Here is a 21,600-nt window from a genome sequence, read left to right as displayed (position 1 = left end):
GCCGTGACACGTCTCTTCACGTCCGAATCGGTCACGGAAGGCCACCCGGACAAGATCGCCGACCAGATCAGTGACGGCATTCTCGACGCCCTGCTCGCCCAGGACCCGCACAGCCGCGTGGCGGTCGAGACCCTGATCACCACCGGCCAGGTGCACGTCGCCGGCGAGGTGACCACGAAGGCGTACGCCGACATCCCCACCATCGTGCGGGACACCATCCTGTCGATCGGCTACGACTCGTCGAAGAAGGGCTTCGACGGCGCCTCCTGCGGCGTGAGCGTGTCGATCGGCGCCCAGTCGCCGGACATCGCGCAGGGCGTGGACAACGCGTTCGAGCTGCGTACCGGCTCGTCGGAGAGCGCGCTCGACGCGCAGGGCGCCGGCGACCAGGGCATGATGTTCGGCTTCGCCTGCTCCGAGACGCCCGAGCTGATGCCGCTGCCGATCGCGCTCGCGCACCGGCTGGCCCGCCGGCTCGCCCAGGTCCGCAAGGACGGCACGATCCCCTACCTGCGGCCCGACGGCAAGACCCAGGTGACCATCGAGTACGACGGGCTGCGCCCGGTCCGGCTCGACACCGTCGTGGTCTCCAGCCAGCACGCGGCCGACATCTCGCTGGAGTCGCTGCTCACGCCGGACGTCCGCGACCACGTCATCACCCCGGAGCTGGAGGGCCTCGGCCTGGACACCGAGGGCTACCGGCTGCTGGTCAACCCGACCGGGCGCTTCGAGATCGGCGGCCCCATGGGCGACGCCGGCCTCACCGGCCGGAAGATCATCGTCGACACCTACGGCGGCTACGCCCGCCACGGCGGCGGCGCCTTCTCCGGCAAGGACCCGTCCAAGGTGGACCGCTCGGCCGCGTACGCGATGCGCTGGGTCGCCAAGAACGTGGTCGCCGCCGGCCTGGCCGAGCGCTGCGAGGCGCAGGTCGCGTACGCCATCGGCAAGGCCCACCCGGTGAGCCTCTTCGTCGAGACCTTCGGCACCGAGACCGTGCCGGTCGCCTCGATCGAGAAGGCCGTCGCCGAGGTCTTCGACCTGCGCCCGGCCGCGATCATCCGGGACCTCAACCTGCTCCGCCCGATCTACCAGCAGACCGCCGCCTACGGCCACTTCGGCCGCGAGCTGCCGGACCTGACCTGGGAGAGCACCGACCGGGCCGCCGACCTCAAGTCGGCCGCGGGAGCCTGACCGGCACCAGGCGCGGCGACCGGCGACCCGCCGAGGGGTCGCCGGTCGCTCGTGTCTGCGTGGACGTGCCGCTGCCGCACCTCGACCGCCCCTTCGACTACCTCGTCCCCGACACCCTCGACGCCGACGCCCGGCCCGGGGTGCGGGTGAAGGTCCGCTTCGCCGGGCAGCTCGTCGACGGCTGGCTGCTGGAGCGCGTCGCGGAGTCCGCGCACCCGAAGCTGGCGTACCTGGAGAAGGTGGTCTCCCCGGTGCCGGTGCTGGCGCCCGAGGTGGCCGAGCTGGCCCGCGCGGTCGCCGACCGCTACGCCGGCAGCCTCGCCGACGTGCTCCGGCTCGCCGTCCCGCCCCGGCACGCCCGGGTCGAGAAGGACGTCACGGCGACCGACGCGACCGGCGCCGACCCCACCCCGCCGACCGCCGCCGATCCGCCCGACCCGGCGTCCGCCGACGCCGCCCTCCCGGCGACCGCCCCCGTGGACGCCGCCCCGGAGGATGCCGCCCCGGTCGACCCGCGCGGCTGGCGCGACTACCCGGCCGGGCCGGCCCTCCTGCGGGCCCTCACCGCCGGCCGGGCGCCCCGGGCCGTATGGTCCGCGCTGCCCGGCGAGGACTGGGCCGACCGGTACGCCGACGCCGTGGCGGCCACCGTGGCCGGCGGCCGGGGCGCGGTGGTCGTGGTGGCCGACGCCCGGGACCTGGACCGGCTCGACGCCGCCCTGACCGCCGTCCTCGGGCCCGGGCGGCACGCCTGCCTCTCCGCGGCCGCCGGACCGGCCCGCCGCTACCGGGCCTTCCTCGCCGCCCGCCGCGGCGACGTGCCCGTGGTGATCGGCACCCGGGCGGCCATGTTCGCCCCGGTCGAGCGGCTCGGCCTGGTCGCCGTCTGGGACGACGGGGACGACCTGCACGCCGAGCCCCGGGCGCCCTACCCGCACGCCCGGGACGTGCTGCTCACCCGCGCCCAGCTCGGCGGGACCGCCGCCCTGGTCGGCGGCTACGCCCGCACGGCCGAGGCCCAGCTGCTGGTGGAGACCGGCTGGGCCCGCGAGGTGGTCGCCGACCGGGCGACCGTGCGGGCCCGCATGCCGGCGATCGCGCCGACCGGGGACGACCCCCACCTGGCCCGCGACCCGGGGGCCGCGTCGGCCCGGCTGCCGAGCCTGGCCTGGACCACCGCCCGGGACGCGCTCCGCGCCGACCTGCCGGTGCTCGTGCAGGTGCCCCGCCGCGGTTACCTGCCCTCGGTGGCCTGCGCCGAGTGCCGGGCCCCGGCCCGCTGCGCGCACTGCGCCGGGCCGCTGGGCCTGCCGTCGGCCGAGGGGGTGCCCGCCTGCCGCTGGTGCGGGCGGGTCGCCGCCGCGTACGCCTGTCCGGAGTGCGGCGGGCGGCGGCTGCGCGCGTCGGTCACCGGCGCCCGGCGGACCGCCGAGGAGCTGGGCCGCGCGTTTCCCGGGGTGCCGGTGCGCACCTCGGGCCGGGAGGAGGTGCTCGCGGGCGTGCCGGCCGGCGCCGGTCTGGTGATCGCCACCCCGGGGGCGGAACCCGTCGCGGAGGGCGGCTACGGGGCGGTGCTGCTGCTCGACTCGTGGGCCCTGCTCACCCGGGCCGACCTGCGGGCCGGGGAGGAGGCGCTGCGCCGCTGGCTGGCCGCCGCCGCGCTGGCCCGGCCCGGCCCGGCCGGCGGCCGGGTGGTGGTGGTCGCCGACGGCGCGCTCGCCCCCGTGCAGGCGCTGCTGCGCTGGGACTCGGCCTGGTTCGCCACCCGGGAACTGGCCGAGCGCCGCGAGCTGGGCTTCCCGCCGGCCGTGCGGATGGCCAGCGTCACCGGCGTGGCCGACGCGGTGGCCGACCTGCTGGCCGGCACCCGGCTGCCGGACGGCGCCGAGGTGCTCGGCCCGGTGCCGGCCGACGAGGGGCGGGAGCGGATGCTGGTCCGGGTGCCCCGGGCCCGGGCCGCCGCCCTGGCCGGCGCGCTGCACGCCGCCGCCGGGCAGCGCAGCGCCCGCAAGGCGGCGGATCCGGTCCGGCTCCAGATCGACCCGCTCAGCCTGTTCTGAGCCTGCCGGCGGCCCGTGACGTGCCGCACCCGGGCCGTCGCGTACGGTCGTGAGCAGCGGTTTGTCGCACACCTCGTGCGGCAAATGGGTGGAAGACGCGTGATAGCATCGCCCGTCATGCCCAGGCGCACGACGGCTCACGGTCGCGGCGCGGCGAAGCGGGAGCGCGTCGAGCCGACGCGGATTCGATGATGTCAATCAGCCGGTGATCAGGGGTGGACCAGTCGTGACCGTTCGTCAGTCGATCGTCTTCAACGGTGACCTCGGCAGCGGCAAGAGCACCGTTTCCGTCGAGATCGCCAAGCGGCTGGGGCTGCGCCGGGTCAGCGTCGGCGACCTCTACCGCCAGATGGCCCAGGAGCGGCAGATGACCGCCCTCCAGCTCAACCTGCACGCCGAGCTGGACCAGGCCGTCGACGGCTACGTCGACCAGCTCCAGCGGGACATCGCCGCCTCCGGCGAGAGCCTCGTCATGGACTCCCGGCTGGCCTGGCACTTCTTCACCGACGCGCTCAAGGTGCACATGATCACCGAGCCGACCGAGGCGGCCCGGCGGGTGCTGGCCCGCCCGTCCGGCCCGGCGGAGAGCTACACCTCCATGGAGGAGGCGAAGGCCAAGCTCCGGGAGCGCAGCGAGAGCGAGCGCAACCGGTTCATCGTGCGCTACGGCGTCGACAAGGCCCGCCTGCGCAACTACGACCTGGTCTGCGACACCACCCGGGCCGCACCGGAGCAGGTCATCCAGCACGTGATCGACGTCTACGAGGGGCGGCTCGGCGCGGACGTGCTGCGCGACGGCCAGCCGCTGCTGCTGCTCGACCCGGCCCGGGTCTACCCGACCGAGGACATCGCCACCCTGCGCGGGCTGTGGGACTCGGAGTTCGTCGGCGAGGTGGCCGGGTCCGGCGACGAGGCCCTGGAGCCGCTGACCATCGGCTACACCGGCGAGTACTTCTTCGTGGTCGACGGCCACCGCCGGCTCAGCGCCGCACTGCAGAGCGGCTTCCCGCTGGTCCCCGCCCGGCTGGTCGCGGAGGTCGACGAGCCGGTGGTCGGCGGCCTGAGCGCGGTCGACTTCTTCACCGCCCAGGCCCGGCCCAGCCTGATCCACGACTGGGAGGCCGCGCACGGCCTCGCGCTGCCGCTGCCCGAGCACGCCCTGCTGGGCGGGGACGCGGTGCTGGCCGGGGAGCCGGGCACCGGCGCCTGACCGGCAGCGGGCGCGGCGAGGGGATCGCCCGATCCGGCGGACCGGAGCATGATGAAGGTCTCCGATGCCTGGGGAGGCCGACCGTGGATCCTGCTGACGCCCTCGCGCTGCTGATGTCGCCCTCGGGGCGGGTCGACCCCTACCCGACGTACGAGCGGCTGCGCGCGCACGGCACGGTGGTCCAGGCCGGGCCGGTCTTCTACGTGGTGACCGGCTACACCGAGGCCGACGCGATCCTCCGCGACGCCCGGTTCGGGGTGATGGACGACAACCTGCGCGACCAGTTCCTGCCGGGGTGGCGGGAGAGTCCCGCGATCCTGTCGATCTCCCGGTCGATGCTGCGCACCAACCCGCCCGACCACAGCCGGATGCGCCGGCTGGCGGCCGGCGCCTTCACGCCGCGCCGGATCGCCGCCATGCGGGACGTGGTCGAGGCGCAGGCCGACCGGCTGATCGACGGGATGCTGGCCCGCGGCCGGGACGGCGCACCGGTCGACTTCATGGCCGAGTTCGCGTACCCGTTGCCGGTGGGGGTGATCTGCGCATTGCTCGGGGTGCCGGCGGCCGACCGCCCGCTGTTCCGACGCTGGGCCACCGACCTGACCGGGGTGCTGGAGCCCGAGATCACCCCCGAGGAGCTGGCCGTGGCCGACCGGGGCGCGAGCGAGCTGCGCGACTACTTCACCGAGCTGGTCGCGGCCCGCCGGCGCGCCCCGGCCGACGACCTGACCACGGCCCTCGTGCAGGCGCACGACACCGACGGCGACCGGCTCTCCGGCGACGAGCTGCTGGCCAATCTGATCGTGCTGCTGGTGGCCGGCTTCGAGACCACCACCAACCTGCTCGGCAACGGCCTCGTGGTGCTCCTCGATCATCCCCGCGACGCGGCGGCGCTGCGCGACCACCCCGAGTTCGCGCCCGGCTACGTCGAGGAGCTGCTGCGCTACGACTCCCCGGTGCAGCTCACCTCCCGGATGAGCACCGAACCGAGCCGGCACGGCGGCGTGGACCTGCCCGCCGGGAGCTGGCTCATCGTGATGCTCGGCGCGGCGAACCGGGACCCGGGCCGTTACCCGGAGCCGGAGCGGTTCGACCCGTGGCGCCCGCAGGTGCACCCGCTGTCGTTCGGCGCCGGCCCGCACTACTGCCTCGGCGCGGGGCTGGCCCGGCTGGAGGCGCAGGTGGCGTTCCCGCTGCTGCTGCGCCGGCTGCCCGGTCTCGCCCTGGCCGGGCCGGGGGAGCGGCGGGTCCGGCTCACCCTGCGCGGATACGCCACCCTGCCGGTCACCGTGGGTGACGAGGCGTCGCCGGTCACCGATCGCGGTACGCCGGCCGGGGCGACCGGATCGACTCCGTAGACTGGTACGGCACCAGCCGTCCCAGACAAGGAGCCACTCCGCGTGACCGTCCAGCCCATCCGTCTGTTCGGCGATCCGGTGCTGCGCACGCCGGCCGACCCGGTCGTCGACTTCGACGCGGAGCTGCGCAAGCTCATCGCCGACCTGACCGACACGATGCGCGAGCAAAGCGGCGCCGGCCTGGCCGCGCCGCAGCTCGGGGTGGGCCTGCGGGTGTTCACCTTCGACGTCGACGACGTCCTGGGGCACCTGGTCAACCCGGTGCTGGAGTTTCCCGACTCCGAGGAGCAGGACGGCCCCGAGGGCTGCCTGTCCATCCCGGGGCTCTACTTCGACACCAAGCGCCGGCAGAACGTCATCGCCAAGGGCTTCAACGGCTACGGCGACCCGCTGCAGATCGTCGGCACCGGCCTGATGGCCCGCTGCGTGCAGCACGAGACCGACCACCTCGACGGGGTGCTCTTCGTCGACCGGCTCGACCCGGCCGGCCGCAAGGAGGCCATGAAGGCGATCCGCCAGGCCGAGTGGTACGACGAGGCCGCCCCGCCGACCGTCAAGCTCAGCCCGCACGCCGCCGGCAACCCGTTCGGCCTGGGGCGGTGACCCGGATGCGCCTGGTCTTCGCCGGCACGCCGGCCGTCGCGGTCCCCGCGCTGGACGCGATCGCCGCCTCCGGTCACGACCTGCTCGCCGTGGTCACCCGCCCCGACGCGCCCGCCGGGCGGGGGAGGGGCCTGGTCCGCTCCCCGGTCGGGGCGTGGGCCGACGCGCACGGCGTCGAGGTGCTCACCCCGGCTCGGCCGCGCGAGCCCGAGTTCCTCGACCGGCTCCGCGAGCTGGCCCCGGACTGCGTGCCGGTGGTCGCGTACGGGGCGCTGGTGCCGCCGGCGGCGCTGGAGATCCCCCGGCTCGGCTGGATCAACCTGCACTTCTCGCTGCTGCCCGCCTGGCGCGGCGCGGCGCCCGTGCAGCACGCCGTGCTGCACGGCGACGAGCTGACCGGGGCCAGCGTCTTCCAGCTGGAGGAGGGGCTGGACACCGGCCCGGTCTACGGCACCGTCACCGACGAGGTGCGGCCCGCCGACACCTCCGGCGACCTGCTGGAGCGGCTGGCCCACTCCGGCGCCGGGCTGCTGGTCGCGGTGCTCGACGCGCTGGCGGCCGGCACCGCCCGGGCCGAGCCGCAGCCGGCCGACGGGGTCTCGCTGGCGCCGAAGCTGACCGTCGAGGACGCCCGCGTCCGCTGGGCCGACCCGGCCTTCGCGGTCGACCGGCGGATCCGCGCCTGCACGCCGGCCCCCGGCCCGTGGACCACCTTCCGGGGCGACCGGGTCAAGCTCGGCCCGGTCACCGCGGTGGCCAACGGCCCGGAGCTGAAGCCCGGTGAGCTGCTGGTGGAGAAGTCGCGGGTGCTGGTCGGCACCGGCACCGTCCCGGTGCAGCTCGGCGAGGTGCGCGCGGCCGGCAAGAAGGCCATGTCGGCCGGCGACTGGGCGCGCGGCGCCCGGGTCGCCGCCGGCGAGGTGCTCGCGTGACCGGGCCGTCCGAGTCCGCCGGCGGTCCCCGCGGCGGCCGCAACGACGACGCCGGGCGGTTCACCGGCGGCGAGCGGTCCCGGGACCGTGGCCGGCCGGAGCGTGGTGAGCGTCCGGGCCGCCGGGGCGACGGCCCGCCGCGCGAGGGGCGCTTCGGCGCCGAGCGGCGCGGTGGCGCCCGGCGTCCGGTCCGGCCGGCCGTCGACCTGCCCCGGCAGGTCGCGTTCGAGGCGATCGCGGCGGTGCACCGGGACGACGCGTACGCCAACCTGGTGCTGCCGGCCATGCTCCGCGACGAGGGGCTCACCGGCCGGGACGCCGCCTTCGCCACCGAGCTGACCTACGGCACGCTCCGCCACACCGGCACCCTGGACGCGATCATCACCGACGCGGCCGGCCGGGACGTGCAGCGGATCGACCCGCCGGTGCGGGACGCGCTGCGGCTCGGCACGTACCAGCTCCTGCACACGCGGGTGCCGGCGCACGCGGCCGTGTCGTCCACCGTGGACCTGGTGCGGACCGTGGGGCCCGGGGCCACCGGCTTCGCCAACGCGGTGCTCCGTGAGGTGGCGAGCCGCGACGTCGACGGCTGGGTGGCGAAGCTCGCCCCGTCCGAGGAGACCGACCCGATCGGCCACCTCGCGCTGGCGTACAGCCATCCGCAGTGGATCGTGCGGGCCTTCGCCGAGGCGCTCGGCGGCGACCTGCGCGAGACGGCCCGCCTGCTCATGGAGGACAACGAGCGCCCGCCGGTGCACCTGTGCGCCCGGCCCGGTCTGGCCGACCCGGTGGCGCTGGCCGACGAGGTCGGCGGGGCGCCCGGCGCCTTCTCGCCGTATGCCGTCTACCTCTCCGGCGGCGCGCCGGGTGAGCTGGCGGCGGTGACCGAGGGGCGCGCGCACGTCCAGGACGAGGGCTCCCAGCTGGTGGCGAACGCCCTCGCGGTGGCGCCGCTGGACGGCCCGGACGGCCGCTGGCTCGACCTGTGCGCCGGCCCCGGCGGCAAGGCCGGGCTGCTCGGCGCCCTGGCCGCGGAGCGTGGCGCGCGGCTCACCGCGGTCGAGGTGGCCGAGCACCGGGCCCGGCTGGTCGAACAGGCCACCCGCGGCCTGCCGGTCGCCGTGCTGAACACCGACGGGCGCACGGTGGGCGCGGATCCGAAGCTGCCCGAGGGGCACTTCGACCGGGTGCTTGTCGACGCCCCCTGCACCGGCCTCGGCTCGCTGCGCCGCCGGCCGGAGTCGCGCTGGCGCCGCCAGCCGTCGGACCTGCCGCCGCTGACCCGGTTGCAGCGGGAGCTGCTCACCGCCGCGCTGCGCGCGGTCCGGCCGGGTGGCCTGGTCGCGTACGTGACCTGCTCGCCGCACACCGTCGAGACGCACGTGACGGTGACCGAGGCGTCCCGCCGGTGCGGCTTCCCGGTCGACTTCGTCGACGCCCGCCCGCTGCTGCCCGCCGGCATGCCGGGGCTGGGGGACGGCCCGACGGTCCAGCTGTGGCCGCAGCGGCACGGCACGGACGCGATGTTCCTGGCGGTGCTGCGCCGGGGCTGAGGGTGGGCCCGGTCGACGGGTCGAATGTCCACAGGTGAACACAAAAGCGGGACCGGCGACGCCGGTCCCGCTTTGTGTCATGTGACGGCACCGTTGACTCTTACATCGATACATGTAACTGTTCCGATCAGTTCGACGCCGAGGCTCCCACCGGGGCCCACGGGTCGCGCCACCCCCGCCAGCACGTCCCGCCGACCCCCACGAGGAGTCACCATGAGACGCAGAACGCCGACCGCGGGCCTCGCGCTCGCCCTCTTCGCCGCCGTGACGGCGACCCTGGCCGCCCCCGCCCCGGCCGGCGCCGCCCCCGCCCCGATCAGCGCCGCCCCCGCGCTCGCCGCCGCGGCACCGGACATCTCGGTGACCAACGTCCAGGCCCACCTCACCCAGCTCAACACCATCGCGAGCAGCAACGGCGGCAACCGGCGGGCCGGCTCGGCCGGCTACACCGCCTCGGTCGCCTACGTGAAGGGCAAGCTCCAGGCCGCCGGCTACACGGTCTCCGAGCAGGTCTGCACCACCTGCACCTACCGGTCGAACAACCTGATCGCCGAGTGGCCGCAGGGCCCCGCCGACCAGGTGGTCATGTTCGGCGCGCACCTGGACAGCGTCTCCGCCGGCCCGGGCATCAACGACAACGGCTCCGGCTCGGCCACCCTGCTGGAGAACGCGCTGGTCCTGGCGAGCCAGAACCCGAGCATGACGAAGCGGATCCGGTTCGCCTGGTGGACCGACGAGGAGCAGGGCCTCAACGGCTCGGAGTTCTACGTCAACTCGCTCACCGCCACCCAGAAGAGCGCCATCAAGGGCTACTACAACTTCGACATGGTCGGCTCGACCAACGGCGGCTACTTCATCAACCGGCTCACCTCCACCACGGCGGCGCCGCTCAAGGCGTACTGGGACTCGCTGAACCTCCAGCCGGAGGAGAACGTCGAGGGCCAGGGCCGCTCCGACGACTACTCCTTCCAGCAGGCCGGCATCCCGACCTCCGGGTACGCCGCCGGCGCCAGCGCGCGCAAGACCAGCGCCCAGGCGAGCAAGTGGGGCGGCACGGCCAACTCGGCGTACGACTCCTGCTACCACCGCTCCTGCGACACCACCGCCAACGTCAGCGCCACGGTGCTCAACCGCAGCGCCGACGGCGTGGCGTACGCGATCTGGCAGCTCGCGGTCGGCGGCGGCACCCCGACCAACGACTTCTCCGTCGCGGTGAGCCCCAGCTCCGGCAGCGTCGTCCGGGGCGGCTCCACCACCGCGACGGTCAGCACCGCCACCACCAGCGGCAGCGCCCAGACGGTGAGCCTGTCGGCCACGGGCGCGCCCAGCGGGGTGACGGTGAGCTTCAGCCCGTCCTCGGTCACCTCGGGCGGCTCGGCCACCATGACGGTCAGCGCCTCCGCGACGGCGACCACCGGCACCTTCACCATCACGGTCACCGGCGCCGGCTCGGTCACCCGCACCACCGGCTACACCCTCACGGTGACCGGCACCGGCGGCTGCGCCGGCGGTCAGCTCATCGGCAACACCAGCTTCGAGTCGGGCAGCACGCCGTGGACGGCCAGCTCGGGCGTCATCACGAACTCGTCGAGCCAGGCGGCGCGGACCGGCTCCTACAAGGCGTGGCTGGACGGCTACGGCAGCACCCACACCGACACGCTGTCGCAGTCGGTGAGCATCCCGGCCGGCTGCGCCAGCTACACGCTGTCCTTCTGGCTGCACGTCGACACCGCGGAGACCACCACGAGCACCGCGTACGACAAGCTGACCGTGCAGGTCGGCACCACCACGCTGGCGACGTACTCGAACCTCAACGCGGCCGGCGGCTACGCCCAGCGCAGCTTCAACCTGGCGGCGTACGCCGGGCAGACCGTCACGCTGAAGTGGACCGGGGTGGAGGACTCCTCGCTCCAGACCAGCTTCGTCGTCGACGACGTGACGCTCCAGGTCGGCTGAGCGACCCGGGCGGGGTGGGCCCGCGGGCCCACCCCGTTCCCGCTCAGGTGACCGGCAGCGCCTTGCTGCCGCCGCCCTTGAGGGAGCGGGTCAGCGTCCGGTCCTCGACCCAGAGGAAGCACTGCACGCCGCGGTCGCCGTCCTGCCACTCCTCCTCGTAGGGGTGGTAGATGATCGTGCCGGCGCGGTAGGCCATGTCGCTGTTGTTCGGCACCTTCACGTACTTCGCGATCAGCCCCCGGCAGCCCTTGTGCGCCCGCAGCGTGGTGCGCTGGAACTCGGCGTAGCTGAGGTCGGGGAACCGGTAGACCCCGACGAACTCGGCGTGGTGCTTGGCGGTGCAGGCGACCGGCCGCATCTCCTCCACGTCGTCCTTGCTGAGTTTCGGGTTGAAGCAGCCCAGCGCCAGCGGCGAGCCCGGCTTCAAGGCGTTGCGCAGGCTGCCGCGGCGCGCGATGACGCTGCCGTCGTCCAGGCTGGCCACCTCGGAGGCGTCGCAACGGAACCAGCGGGCCCCGCCCGTCCAGGCCAGGGCCGAGGGGAAGACCACCGACAGCCGCAGCCGCCCCGAGCGCCACTCGGCACCGACCGCCTTGTTGACCTGCGTGGCGCACGCGGCGTGCGCGGTCCGGGCGCCGGACGACCCGGCCCGCGGGGGAGTGCCGCGTCCGGCGTCCGGGCCGGTCAGGGTGCCCACGTACAGCGTCTCGGCGCGGTGCGCGGCGGCGCAGTCCACCGGGTTCCAGCCGCTGAGGTAGCCGACGTCCTGGACGGTGGGGTGGCAGGCGCCGGCCTGGGGCACGAAGGCCACCGGGGCGCCGAGGGCGGGCCAGTCGTCGGCCAGGTCGCGGTCGACCCCGGCCGGCGCGCCGCAGCCGCCGAGCGCCAACACCGCCGTGACACCCACGGCGACCGCCGCCCACCATCGCCGCATCCCGACCGACCTCCCCGTCGTCCGTGGTCGCCCGACCGGCGCGGAGCACCGGGTACGCCTCGGCGGTGCAGCATACGACACCGGGGGCTCAGCTGACGGGTAGTCCCTCCGGGCCGGCCCCGCGCATCGACCGGGTCAGCTTCCGGTCGTCGCTCCACAGGAAACAGCGCACCCCCCGGTCGCCCTCCTCCCACTCCCGCTGCGACGGCGGGTAGAAGATCGAACCGGCCCGGTACGGCAGGTCGGCGTTGTTCGGCACCGCGGCGAAGGCGGCGATCAGCGCCATGCAGCGGCGGTGTACCTGCGCGGCGGACCGGCTGAAGTCCGCCCAGCTCATGTCGCGTTCCTCGAAGACGCCGACGAACTCGGCCCGGTGCGGCTCCGTGCAGAGCACCGGGGCCATGTAGTTCAGGTTGTCGCCGATCAGCTTCGGGTCGAAACAGCGGTGCACCAGCGGGCTGTCGCCCACCATGGCGCCCCGCAGGCTGCCCACCCGGTTGACGGGCCGGGTGTTGTCGATGCTGTCAGTCTCGGCCAGGTCGCAGCGGAACCAGCGGGCCCCGCTCACCCACGCGGTCACCGAGGGCAGCGCGATGTTCAGGGTGAGTCGGGCCGAGTGCCAGTCCCCGCCGATCACCTCCCGGGCCCGCTGGTCGCACTCGGCGCGGGCGGTGCGCAGCCCGGGCGAGCCCGGCTCCGGCCGCGCGCCCTGCGCCGCCGGCCCGGTGAAGGTGCCGACGTGCACGGTCTCGGCCAGATGGCTGCCGGCACAGTCGACCGTCTCGTAGGTGGCGGCCTGCACCACGGGGGTGAGCCGGGACAGGCAGGCGTCCGTGGCGGGAACGAACAGACGCGGCGCCGGCAGCGCGGCCCAGTCGTCGGTGAGGTCCCCGTCGGCCCGGTGCGGTGGGACACAGCCGGTCAGGACCACCGTCGCCGTGCCGGCCAGCGCCAGCGCCAGGAGCCACCGTCGCATCGTCCGCCCTTCCCGGGAGATGACAGCCGGTCGCCGCGGTCCGTGCGGTGTTCCGCGCGACCGGGCGTGCAGCATATGTGACAGTCCCTGTAGGAGTTTCGTCCTGTTTCGATCGTTCGGCCAGTCGCGGATGGCTTTTCGTGCCGACTTTCCGCGCCCGGCCGGCCGATTCTGCACGCCGGGTCACGGCCGGGTCACAGCGGGATGCCGGCGGAGCCGCGCTGCGGACGCCGGGTGACCGCCTTCGTACACTGGCCCGGTGACCGTACCGCCGCTGATCATCGCGCCCAGCATCCTGGCCGCCGACTTCGCACGCCTCGCCGACGAGGTCCGCGCCGTCGAGCACGCCGCGGACTGGTTGCACGTGGACGTCATGGACAACCACTTCGTGCCCAACCTGACCATCGGGCTGCCGGTGGTGCAGAGCCTGCGGGCGGCCACCCAGCTTCCCTTCGACGTGCACCTCATGATCGAGGATCCGCGCCGCTGGGCGCCCGGATACGCCGACGCCGGGGCGTACAACGTGACGTTCCACGCCGAGGCGTGCGACGACCCGGTGGCGCTGGCCAAGGACCTGCGCTCGGCCGGTGCGAAGGCGGGGCTGGCGATCGACCGGGACACCCCGATCGAGCCGTACCTGGACCTGCTGCCTAGCTTCGACACGCTGCTGATCATGACGATCAAGGCCGGCTTCGGCGGCCAGCGGTTCATCCCCCAACTGCTCGACAAGGTGCGCGCCGCCCGAGGGCACGTCGCGAGCGGCCACCTGGAGCTGCGCATCGAGGTGGACGGCGGGATCGCCGCGGACACCATCGAACAGGCCGCCGCGGCGGGCGCCGACGCCTTCGTGGCCGGCACCGCGGTCTACGGCGCCGACGACCCGGCCGAGGCGGTCCGCCGGCTGCGCGGCCTGGCGGAACGCGCGGCGACCGGAGCCTGACATGGAGCCGGCCGGCGACCGACCCGACGTCATCCTGGTCGTCGACGACGACGAGGACATCGCCCGCTTCGTCGAGTTCAACCTCCGGCTGCACGGCTTCGAGGTGCTGCACGCCGGCGACGGCCAGGAGGCCCTGGAGGTCATCGAGCGGCACCGGCCGGACCTGGCCGTGGTCGACCTCATGATGCCGCGGATCGACGGCCTGGAGCTGACCCGCCGGCTGCGCGCCGACCCGATGACCTCGGCCCTGCCGGTGATCATGCTGACCGCCAAGGGGATGACCTCCGACAAGGTCAACGGCCTCAGCGCGGGCGCCGACGACTACCTGGTCAAGCCCTTCGACACCGCCGAGCTGGTCGCCCGGGTCAGCTCCACCCTGCGCCGCAACAAGGAGTTCCGGGAGGTCTCCCCGCTGACCGGGCTGCCCGGCAACAGCCGGATCCGGCGGGAGATCAGCGACCGGGTGCGCAGCGGCGTCGACTACGCCGTCGGCTACATCGACATCGACCGCTTCAAGAGCGTCAACGACCGCTACGGCTTCGTCCGCGGTGACGAGTTCATCTCGGCCCTGGCCCGCAGCCTGCACCGGGCGGTGGTCTCGATCGGCCTGCCGCCGGCCTTCCTCGGCCACGTCGGCGGCGACGACTTCGTCATCGTGTGCACACCGTCCCAGGTCCGGCCGCTGACCAGCCGGGCCGTGGTCGACTTCGAGAAGGCCGCCGACGCGCTCTACGACCCGACCGACCGGGAGCGCGGCTTCGTCGAGCTCAAGGACCGCCGGGGCAACATCCGCCGGGCCGCGCTGGTGACCCTCTCGATCGGGGTCTCCCTCTCCGACGCGGGCAAACGCTTCACGGATCCCCTGGAGGCGATCGCCGTGGCCTCCGAGATGAAGACGGTCGCCAAGAGCCAACCCGGCTCGTACGTCGCGGTCGACCGCCGCCGGGGCGTGACGTGACGATCCGTCCTTCGTTGTGAGGTAGCTCGCGTCTGTGGCGCGACCCGCCGCCCGCCGTGTAAGACTTCCGGTGTACCCACCACGCGCTGGCGGGGCTCGGTGAAATTCCGAACCGGCGGTGATCCACGGTCCGACCGTGGTAAGCCCGCGACCCGGATGGCTTCGGCCGGACGGTGGACCTGGTGAGAATCCGGGGCCGACGGTTGGGGTGCGGCTCGTCCGCCCCCAGAAAGTCCGGATGGGAGACAGCGCGCGGGACGGGGGAGAGCCCTACCGGGCGCTGAGTACCCTCAGCCGCCGCGTGGGCTCCCCGGGGTCGGCTCTGCCGTCCCCGGATCTCCGCCGCCGCGTGTCCGCGGCACCCGTGCCGTTCTGTCCCCGACCCGCCCGCGCGCTACCGGCGAGCGAGAGGGCAGGGCTGGCGATGGCGAGCGTCTCCGTGGACGAGGCGATGCGTCGCGCGATCGCGCTGGCCACCCGCGGGCTCGGCGCCACCAGCCCCAACCCCGTCGTCGGCTGCGTCCTGCTGGACGCCGACGGCGAGGTCGTCGGCGAGGGCTTCCACGCCTACGCGGGCGGCCCGCACGCCGAGATCGTCGCGCTGGCCCAGGCCGGCAAGCGGGCCGACGGCGGCACCGCCGTGGTCACCCTGGAACCCTGCGACCACACCGGCCGCACCGGCCCCTGCAGCCACGCGCTCATCGCCGCCGGCGTCGCCCGCGTGGTGGTCGCCGTCCCGGACCCCAACCCGGTCGCCTCCGGCGGCGCGGCCACCCTGCGCGCCGCCGGCGTCCAGGTCGAGGTCGGGGTACGCGCCGACGAGGCCGAGGCCGGCAACATCGCCTGGCTCACCTCGATGCGCCGCGGCTGGCCGTACCTCATCTGGAAGTACGCGGCCACCCTCGACGGGCGCTCCGCCGCGGCCGACGGCACCAGCATGTGGATCACCTCGGAGGCGGCCCGGATCGACGTGCACGCCCTGCGCGGCACCGTCGACGCGGTGATCGCCGGGGTGGGCACCGTGCTCGCCGACGACCCCCGGCTCACGGCCCGCAACCTGCGCGACGGCACCATGGCCATCCGGCAGCCGCTGCGGGTGGTGGTGGACAGCTCGGGGCGTACCCCGGCGCAGGCCCGGGTCCGCGACGGCGCCGCCCGCACCTGGGTGGCGACCGCCGCGGAGGTCGGCGCCGGCCCGGACGGCCGGGTCGACCTCGCGGCGCTGCTCGCGGAGCTGCACCACCGCGGCGTGCGGGCCGCGCTGCTGGAAGGCGGCCCCACCCTGGCCGGCGCGTTCCTCGCCGCCGGCCTCGTCGACAAGATCGTCGGGTACGTCGCGCCGAAGCTGCTCGGCGCCGGCCCGACCGCGCTGCTGGACGCCGGCGTGACCACCATCGCCGACGCCATCGACCTGGAGCTCACCGACGTTACGCAGATCGGTCCCGACCTGCGGATCACCGCGCTGCCCCGGAAGAGGGAGGCCTGACATGTTCACCGGCATCGTCGAGGAACTGGGCGAGATCGTCCGGACCACGGAGACCGGGGGTGACTCGGCGCTGGTCGCGGTCCGCGGCCCGCTGGTCACCTCGGACGCCCGGCACGGTGACTCCATCGCGGTCAACGGGGTCTGTCTCACCGTGGTCGACGTCGACGGCGGGACCTTCACCGCCGACGTGATGGGCGAGACGCTGCGCCGCACCGCGCTCGGCGCGCTGCGCCCCGGCGACCCGGTCAACCTGGAGCGGGCCGCGGCGCTGAACAGCCGCCTCGGTGGCCACCTGGTGCAGGGGCACGTCGACGGCGTCGGCGAGCTGCTGTCCCGGGAGCCGGCCGCCCAGTGGGAGACGGTCCGCTTCCGGCTGCCCGCCGGGCTGTCCCGCTACGTGGTGGAGAAGGGCTCGATCACCGTCGACGGCATCTCGCTGACCGTCGCGGAGGTCGGCGACGACTGGTTCTCGGTCGGGCTGATCCCCACCACCCTCAAGCTCACCACCCTCGGCGCCAAGGGCGTCGGCGACCCGGTCAACCTCGAGGTGGACGTGCTGGCCAAGTACGTCGAGCGGCTGCTCGGCGAGCGCGCGGCCGGAGGTGCCCGGTGACCGGCCCGCTCGGCTGGCTGCTCGACGCCCAGGTGCACGTGGCCGGCTCGCCGGTGCTGGTGCGGGAGATCGTCGGCAACGTCTTCGGCCTCGCCTCGGCGCTGCTCGGGCTGCGCCGGGTGGTCTGGGCCTGGCCGGTCGGCATGATCGGCAACGCGCTGCTGTTCACCGTCTTCCTGGGCGGGGTGTTCGCCACCCCGCAGGCGCACGACCTCTACGGCCAGGCGGGCCGGCAGGTCTTCTTCTTCGCGGTCAGCGTCTACGGCTGGTGGCGCTGGTCGCGCAACCGCCGCTCCGGCGGCGGGGAGCAGCCGGCGGTCGTCCCGCGCTGGGCCACCGGGCGGGAGCGGCTCGGCCTGCTCGCCGCCGCGGCGGTCGGCACCGCGGCCGCCTACCCGGTGCTCGCCGCCCTCGGCTCGTGGGGGCCGCTGCCGGACGCCTGGATCCTGGTCGGCAGCCTCCTCGCCACCTACGGCATGGCCCGCGGCTGGGTGGAGTTCTGGCTGATCTGGATCGCCGTGGACGCGGTCGGCGTGCCGCTGCTGCTCCAGGGCGGCTTCTACCCCTCGGCCGCCATGTACCTGGTCTACGGCGGGTTCTGCCTCGCCGGCCTGTACGCCTGGTGGCGCACCTCCCGGGCGACCCCGCCCGCCCGCACCCCGATCCCGCCGACGTACTCGGAGGCCGTGGCATGAGCAGCACCTTCGGCAGCATCGAGCAGGCGGTGGCGGACATCGCCGCCGGCCGGCCCGTCGTGGTGGTCGACGACGAGGACCGGGAGAACGAGGGCGACCTGATCTTCGCGGCCGAGCTGGCCACCCCGGAGCTGGTCGCGTTCATGGTCCGCTACACCTCCGGCTACATCTGCGTGCCGCTCACCGAGAGCGAGTGCGACCGGCTGGACCTGCCGCCCATGCACCACACCAACCAGGACCGGCGGGGCACCGCGTACACGGTGACCGTGGACGCGCGCGAGGGGGTCGGCACCGGCATCTCCGCGGCCGACCGCTCGCACACCATCCGGCTGCTCGCCGCCGCGTCGACCGGCCCGACCGACCTGGCCCGGCCGGGGCACGTGGTGCCGCTGCGGGCCCGCCAGGGCGGCGTGCTGCGCCGCCCCGGGCACACCGAGGCGGCCGTGGACCTGACCCGGCTGGCCGGACTGCGCCCCGCCGGGGTGCTCTGCGAGCTGGTCAACGACGACGGCACCATGATGCGCCTGCCCGACCTGGAGAAGTTCTGCGCCGAGCACGGGCTCACCCTGATCACCATCGCCGACCTGATCGCCTACCGGCGGCGCACCGAGAAGCAGGTCGAGCAGGTCGCCGAGGCGCGGATGCCCACCCCGTACGGAGTGTTCCAGGCGCTCGGCTACCGCGCCGAGCACGACACCGCCGAGCACGTGGCGCTCGTCATGGGCGACCTGGGCGACGGCAGGGACGTGCTGGTGCGGGTGCACTCGGAGTGCCTCACCGGTGACGTCTTCGGCTCGCTGCGCTGCGACTGCGGCCCGCAGTTGCAGGCCGCGCTGGCCCGGGTGGCCCAGGAGGGGCGCGGGGTGGTGCTCTACGTGCGCGGGCACGAGGGGCGCGGCATCGGCCTGCTGCACAAGCTCCAGGCGTACCAGCTCCAGGACCAGGGCCGGGACACGGTGGACGCGAACCTCGACCTGGGGCTGCCCGCCGACGCGCGGGACTACGGGACCGGCGCGCAGATCCTCTACGACCTCGGCGTCCGCTCCATGCGGCTGCTGACCAACAACCCGGCCAAGCGGGCCGGCCTGGAGGGCTACGGCCTCACGGTGACAGGCCGGGAGGGGCTGCCCGTGCGGTCGAACCCGGAGAACGTGCGTTACCTGCGGACCAAGCGGGACCGGATGGGCCACCTCCTGGAGGGGCTGGACGAGGTGACCGAGGCGCCGATGGGCCGCCCGGTCGCCGGCGACGAGATCGGAGCGTAGACATGGCGGGATTCGGCGAACCGGGCGTGACCGTGGTGGACGCCGGCGGGGTGACCGTCGGCATCGTGGCCGCACGCTGGCACGGCGACCTCACCGACCACATGGTCGACCGGGCGGTGGCCGCCGCCGAGGCGTGCGGCGCGCGGTCCGTGGTGGCCCGGGTGGCCGGCTCGGTCGAGCTGCCCGTGGTGGCCCAGGCGATGGCCCGGCGGTTCGACGTGGTGGTCGCCCTCGGCGTGGTGGTGCGGGGCGCGACCGCGCACTTCGACTACGTCTGCCAGTCGGTCACCGAGGGGCTGACCCGGGTGGCGCTGGACGAGGGCAAGCCGGTGGCCCACGGTGTGCTCACCGTGGAGAACATCGAGCAGGCCCGGGACCGGGCCGGGCTGCCCGGCTCGGCCGAGGACAAGGGCTGGGCGGCCACGGTGGCGGCGCTGGACGCCGCGCTGGCCGTCCGGGGCCTGGACGCCGCGAGCGGCCACCGGGTCGGCTTCGCCTGACCGCCCTCCCGGACCGCACTTCGGCCGGGTGCTCGTGCTGTCGCCCGCTCGCCGGGCCACCCGTCGGTCCGCGGTTCGGCGGGCGAGGCGGCGGTCAGATTTCCCCTTCCGGCCCGGCCACGCGCTCGTACCGATTCCGTCAGGCCTGAGCAGTGGGAGCGGAAGCTGTCTCGATCGGCGCCCCGGTGGGCGGTGCGGAAAGGTGGCGGCCGGTGAGCAGGTAGCCGCCGGCGGCCACCAGCAGTGCCCCGACCGCCGCGAACAGCAGTCGGTAGTCGACCAGCCCGACCAGCAGCGCGCCGAGACCAATGGCCAGCGACTGGGGCCCGCTGGCGAGTGCGTCCAGCGCGGCCGAGGCGCGGCCGAGCAGGGCCGGCGGGGTGTGCCGTTGCAGCAGCGTCACGGTGCCCACCAGGGCGACCGGCAGCCCCAGCCCGATCAGCACGGCGGCGGCGACGGCGAACCCGAGCCGGGGCCAGACCAGGGCCAGGAAGCCCACCGCGATGCTGCCGACGCCGAGCGCCATGCCGCCCAACTCGCCGAACCGGCGCACCACGGCCGCCGAGCCCAGCCCGCCGAGCAGGCCACCGATGCCCTGCAGGGAGACCAGCACCCCCAGGAAGGCAGGTTCCCGCCCGAGCCCCTGGTCGACGTACGCGAACCAGAGCGTCTCGCCGAAGCCGAGCCCGACGGTGGCGACCACGACCGCCAACAGGGCCCGTCGCAGCGCCGGCTCCCGCACCAGGTGCCGTACGCCGGCGACCACTTCGGCCCGCCAGCCGCCGGCGGCCCGCACCGCGGCCGTTTCGGTGGGCCCGTTCACGCCCGGCGTCCTCGGCGCCGGAGCCGGGCGCACCGCCAGCCCGACGGCGGCGGCCACCAGGAACCCGAGCGCGCAGGCGGCGGCCAGCGCCGGGCCGCCGAGCAGCACGTAGAGGCCGGCGCCGAGCAGCGGACCGGCCAGCCGCAGCCCCTGCTTGACGGTCTGGGTCGCACCGTTGGCGTCGGGCAGCAGGCCGACGGGGACAAGTTCCTGCACGAGCGCGGTGACCGTCGCACCGATCGTGATGTAGGAGAGCCCGTAGCCGGCGGCGACCGCATAGACCACCCAGAGCCGGCCGGCGTCGTGGACCGTCAGCAGCGGCAGCAGCAGCACGGCGGTGACGGCGTTGAGCGCCACGAACAGCACCCGGCGGGGCGCCCGGTCGACCACCCAGCCCACCAGCGGGGCGAGCACCATCGGCGCGGTCAGTGCGACGAAGGTGGCGCCCGCCAGCCCGTCCGAGCCGGTCAGCTCCTTGACCCACACCGCGAGGGCCAGGAGGAGCACCGACTCGGCGACCATGCTGACGGTCAGGGCCAGGAAGAAGCGTCGGAAGTCCGGCCGGCGCAGCAGACCTCTCACCGCTCCACCTCCGGCACGCCCCAGGCCATCAGCCGTACCGGGCGTGAGCCGGGTGGCCGCGCGTCCGGGTCCTCGAGCCGGTGCAGGTGGCGCGCGTACAGCGATCGGAGCTCGTCGCGCAGCTCGGCCAGCTCCTCGGCGGTGTACCACCCGATGAACTGGTTGAAGAAGCCCGCGTCGCGCCACTCGGGGGTTTCCTGGCGGCGGGCGGCCATCCAGTCCCAGAGCTTGCGGTACTCCAGGTCGAGCAGCACCCGGGCGGCCGCGTCGCCCGCCCGAGCCAGCTCGGGGCTCTCGTCGCCGTCGCCCCACCGGTGCCCGTCGGTGACCAGCCGCCAGGGGCGTTGCCGGCCGGTGCCACCGCCGGCCTCGGCGACAAAGCCGTACTTGGCGAGCTGGCGCAGGTGCCAGGAGCAGTTGGCCGGGCTCTCGTCGACCCGCTCGGCCACCTCGGTGGCGGTCAACGGGCCGTACAGGCCGACGACGTTGAGGATGCGCAGCCGCAGCGGGTGAGCGAAGGCGCGGAGCGTGTCGACGTCCGTGATCTCGCGAGGATGCTGCTCGGTCATGTCGAAAGACTACTTTAGAAACGACCCTTTCGAAAGAGTCCTTTCCTCGTGGTCCGGACCCCGGGCGGACCCGTAATCCTGGGCGGCTGGAAGAATCGCCTTCCGTGAAGACGTTCGAGGAGTTGTTCGCCGAGCTGCAGGCCAAGGCCGCCGCCGGCGCCCCGGGCTCGGGCACGGTCGCCGCCCTGGAGAAGGGCGTGCACTTCATCGGCAAGAAGGTCGTCGAGGAGGCGGCCGAGTCGTGGATGGCGGCCGAGCACGAGGGCCCGGAGCGGGCCGCGGAGGAGATCTCCCAGCTGCTCTACCAGGCCCAGGTGCTGATGCTGGCCACCGGCCTCGAGCTGAAGGACGTCTACCGACATCTGTGAGTGCCCCGCCCGCTGATCATCTCGT

General features: G+C 74.6%; 20 protein-coding genes and 1 riboswitch. Of the genes, 16 read left to right on the top strand and 4 right to left on the bottom strand.

Translation table 11 applies throughout. The features are described from left to right. The first annotated feature begins 3 nt into the window (after window positions 1-3). From metK to NFX44_RS31580, 8 genes are all read left to right on the top strand, one after another. A complete protein-coding gene (gene metK, locus NFX44_RS31615; protein WP_262287260.1) occupies window positions 4-1,194 on the top strand; it encodes a methionine adenosyltransferase in 1,191 nt (396 codons plus the stop codon). 59 nt (window positions 1,195-1,253) lie between these two features. After that, a complete protein-coding gene (locus NFX44_RS31610) occupies window positions 1,254-3,254 on the top strand; it encodes a primosomal protein N' (protein ID WP_262287259.1) in 2,001 nt (666 codons plus the stop codon). Window positions 3,255-3,480: 226 nt separating this feature from the next. After that, the gene (locus NFX44_RS31605) at window positions 3,481-4,464 is read left to right on the top strand and encodes an AAA family ATPase (protein WP_262287258.1); all 984 of its coding nucleotides are present in this window, start codon (window positions 3,481-3,483) and stop codon (window positions 4,462-4,464) included. 83 nt (window positions 4,465-4,547) lie between these two features. Further along, window positions 4,548-5,822, top strand: a complete 1,275-nt coding sequence (locus NFX44_RS31600; protein WP_262287257.1) for a cytochrome P450 — start codon at window positions 4,548-4,550, stop codon at window positions 5,820-5,822. Window positions 5,823-5,864: 42 nt separating this feature from the next. After that, window positions 5,865-6,425 (top strand): peptide deformylase, encoded by a 561-nt coding sequence (gene def, locus NFX44_RS31595; protein ID WP_262287256.1) that lies wholly within the window; start codon window positions 5,865-5,867, stop codon window positions 6,423-6,425. Window positions 6,426-6,430: 5 nt separating this feature from the next. After that, a complete protein-coding gene (fmt, locus tag NFX44_RS31590; RefSeq protein ID WP_262287269.1) occupies window positions 6,431-7,357 on the top strand; it encodes a methionyl-tRNA formyltransferase in 927 nt (308 codons plus the stop codon). Then, window positions 7,354-8,910, top strand: a complete 1,557-nt coding sequence (locus tag NFX44_RS31585; protein WP_262287255.1) for an RsmB/NOP family class I SAM-dependent RNA methyltransferase — start codon at window positions 7,354-7,356, stop codon at window positions 8,908-8,910. Before fmt ends, NFX44_RS31585 begins: the two co-directional genes overlap by 4 nt. A gap of 213 nt (window positions 8,911-9,123) precedes the next feature. Then, window positions 9,124-10,866 (top strand): M28 family peptidase, encoded by a 1,743-nt coding sequence (locus tag NFX44_RS31580; protein ID WP_262287254.1) that lies wholly within the window; start codon window positions 9,124-9,126, stop codon window positions 10,864-10,866. 43 nt (window positions 10,867-10,909) lie between these two features. On the opposite strand, the gene NFX44_RS31575 is transcribed toward NFX44_RS31580, so the two are convergent. Next, window positions 10,910-11,800, bottom strand: a complete 891-nt coding sequence (locus NFX44_RS31575; protein WP_262287253.1) for a septum formation family protein — start codon at window positions 11,798-11,800, stop codon at window positions 10,910-10,912. Window positions 11,801-11,888: 88 nt separating this feature from the next. Then, the gene (locus NFX44_RS31570) at window positions 11,889-12,776 is read right to left on the bottom strand and encodes a septum formation family protein (RefSeq protein WP_262287252.1); all 888 of its coding nucleotides are present in this window, start codon (window positions 12,774-12,776) and stop codon (window positions 11,889-11,891) included. Between the two features lie 259 nt (window positions 12,777-13,035). Here NFX44_RS31570 and rpe point away from each other — a divergent pair, with 259 nt between their 5' ends. From rpe to ribH, 7 genes are all read left to right on the top strand, one after another. After that, window positions 13,036-13,716 carry a ribulose-phosphate 3-epimerase gene (gene rpe / locus NFX44_RS31565; RefSeq protein ID WP_262287251.1) on the top strand — a complete coding sequence of 227 codons (681 nt, stop codon included), beginning with the start codon at window positions 13,036-13,038 and terminating at the stop codon, window positions 13,714-13,716. Window position 13,717: 1 nt separating this feature from the next. After that, window positions 13,718-14,674 (top strand): response regulator, encoded by a 957-nt coding sequence (locus NFX44_RS31560; protein ID WP_262287250.1) that lies wholly within the window; start codon window positions 13,718-13,720, stop codon window positions 14,672-14,674. A gap of 81 nt (window positions 14,675-14,755) precedes the next feature. Continuing rightward, window positions 14,756-14,928, top strand: a riboswitch (FMN riboswitch). Window positions 14,929-15,098: 170 nt separating this feature from the next. After that, window positions 15,099-16,160 (top strand): bifunctional diaminohydroxyphosphoribosylaminopyrimidine deaminase/5-amino-6-(5-phosphoribosylamino)uracil reductase RibD, encoded by a 1,062-nt coding sequence (gene ribD / locus NFX44_RS31555; RefSeq protein ID WP_262287249.1) that lies wholly within the window; start codon window positions 15,099-15,101, stop codon window positions 16,158-16,160. Between the two features lies 1 nt (window position 16,161). Beyond that, entirely contained in the window at window positions 16,162-16,773 is a 612-nt protein-coding gene (locus NFX44_RS31550; protein ID WP_262287248.1) for a riboflavin synthase, read from the top strand. Continuing rightward, the gene (pnuC, locus tag NFX44_RS31545; protein ID WP_262287247.1) at window positions 16,770-17,468 is read left to right on the top strand and encodes a nicotinamide riboside transporter PnuC; all 699 of its coding nucleotides are present in this window, start codon (window positions 16,770-16,772) and stop codon (window positions 17,466-17,468) included. The genes NFX44_RS31550 and pnuC overlap by 4 nt, the downstream gene beginning before the upstream one ends. Next, complete coding sequence (locus NFX44_RS31540; protein ID WP_262287246.1) at window positions 17,465-18,733, top strand: bifunctional 3,4-dihydroxy-2-butanone-4-phosphate synthase/GTP cyclohydrolase II; 1,269 nt, start codon at window positions 17,465-17,467, stop codon at window positions 18,731-18,733. Before pnuC ends, NFX44_RS31540 begins: the two co-directional genes overlap by 4 nt. 2 nt (window positions 18,734-18,735) lie before the next feature. Further along, window positions 18,736-19,233, top strand: coding sequence for a 6,7-dimethyl-8-ribityllumazine synthase (gene ribH / locus NFX44_RS31535; protein ID WP_262287245.1), 498 nt, complete (start codon window positions 18,736-18,738; stop codon window positions 19,231-19,233). Between the two features lie 139 nt (window positions 19,234-19,372). On the opposite strand, the gene NFX44_RS31530 is transcribed toward ribH, so the two are convergent. Both NFX44_RS31530 and NFX44_RS31525 read right to left on the bottom strand, forming a co-directional pair. Then, window positions 19,373-20,638 carry an MFS transporter gene (locus tag NFX44_RS31530; protein WP_262287244.1) on the bottom strand — a complete coding sequence of 422 codons (1,266 nt, stop codon included), beginning with the start codon at window positions 20,636-20,638 and terminating at the stop codon, window positions 19,373-19,375. Then, on the bottom strand, window positions 20,635-21,207 hold the full coding sequence (locus NFX44_RS31525; RefSeq protein WP_262287243.1) for a helix-turn-helix domain-containing protein: 573 nt from the start codon (window positions 21,205-21,207) through the stop codon (window positions 20,635-20,637). Before NFX44_RS31525 ends, NFX44_RS31530 begins: the two co-directional genes overlap by 4 nt. Window positions 21,208-21,293: 86 nt before the next feature. On the opposite strand from NFX44_RS31525, the gene NFX44_RS31520 reads away from it, so the two are divergent. Continuing rightward, window positions 21,294-21,575, top strand: coding sequence for a phosphoribosyl-ATP diphosphatase (locus tag NFX44_RS31520; RefSeq protein ID WP_315974656.1), 282 nt, complete (start codon window positions 21,294-21,296; stop codon window positions 21,573-21,575). Window positions 21,576-21,600: the final 25 nt, after the last annotated feature.

This window comes from Micromonospora sp. MA102, assembly GCF_025460765.1.
GTDB lineage: Bacteria > Actinomycetota > Actinomycetes > Mycobacteriales > Micromonosporaceae > Micromonospora > Micromonospora halotolerans.
Note: the sequence above shows the minus strand (reverse complement) of the source record. Positions and strands in the feature narration are given on the sequence as shown.

What these genes read in the sequence shown, in the direction of transcription:
- fmt (WP_262287269.1), top strand. Translation starts at nt 6,431, where the DNA reads ATGCGCCTGGTCTTCGCCGGCACGCCGGCCGTCGCGGTCCCCGCGCTG.
- NFX44_RS31580 (WP_262287254.1), top strand. Translation starts at nt 9,124, where the DNA reads ATGAGACGCAGAACGCCGACCGCGGGCCTCGCGCTCGCCCTCTTCGCC.
- NFX44_RS31575 (WP_262287253.1), bottom strand. Translation starts at nt 11,800, where the DNA reads ATGCGGCGATGGTGGGCGGCGGTCGCCGTGGGTGTCACGGCGGTGTTG.
- NFX44_RS31570 (WP_262287252.1), bottom strand. Translation starts at nt 12,776, where the DNA reads ATGCGACGGTGGCTCCTGGCGCTGGCGCTGGCCGGCACGGCGACGGTG.
- NFX44_RS31560 (WP_262287250.1), top strand. Translation starts at nt 13,718, where the DNA reads ATGGAGCCGGCCGGCGACCGACCCGACGTCATCCTGGTCGTCGACGAC.
- ribD (WP_262287249.1), top strand. Translation starts at nt 15,099, where the DNA reads ATGGCGAGCGTCTCCGTGGACGAGGCGATGCGTCGCGCGATCGCGCTG.
- NFX44_RS31550 (WP_262287248.1), top strand. Translation starts at nt 16,162, where the DNA reads ATGTTCACCGGCATCGTCGAGGAACTGGGCGAGATCGTCCGGACCACG.
- NFX44_RS31540 (WP_262287246.1), top strand. Translation starts at nt 17,465, where the DNA reads ATGAGCAGCACCTTCGGCAGCATCGAGCAGGCGGTGGCGGACATCGCC.
- ribH (WP_262287245.1), top strand. Translation starts at nt 18,736, where the DNA reads ATGGCGGGATTCGGCGAACCGGGCGTGACCGTGGTGGACGCCGGCGGG.
- NFX44_RS31525 (WP_262287243.1), bottom strand. Translation starts at nt 21,207, where the DNA reads ATGACCGAGCAGCATCCTCGCGAGATCACGGACGTCGACACGCTCCGC.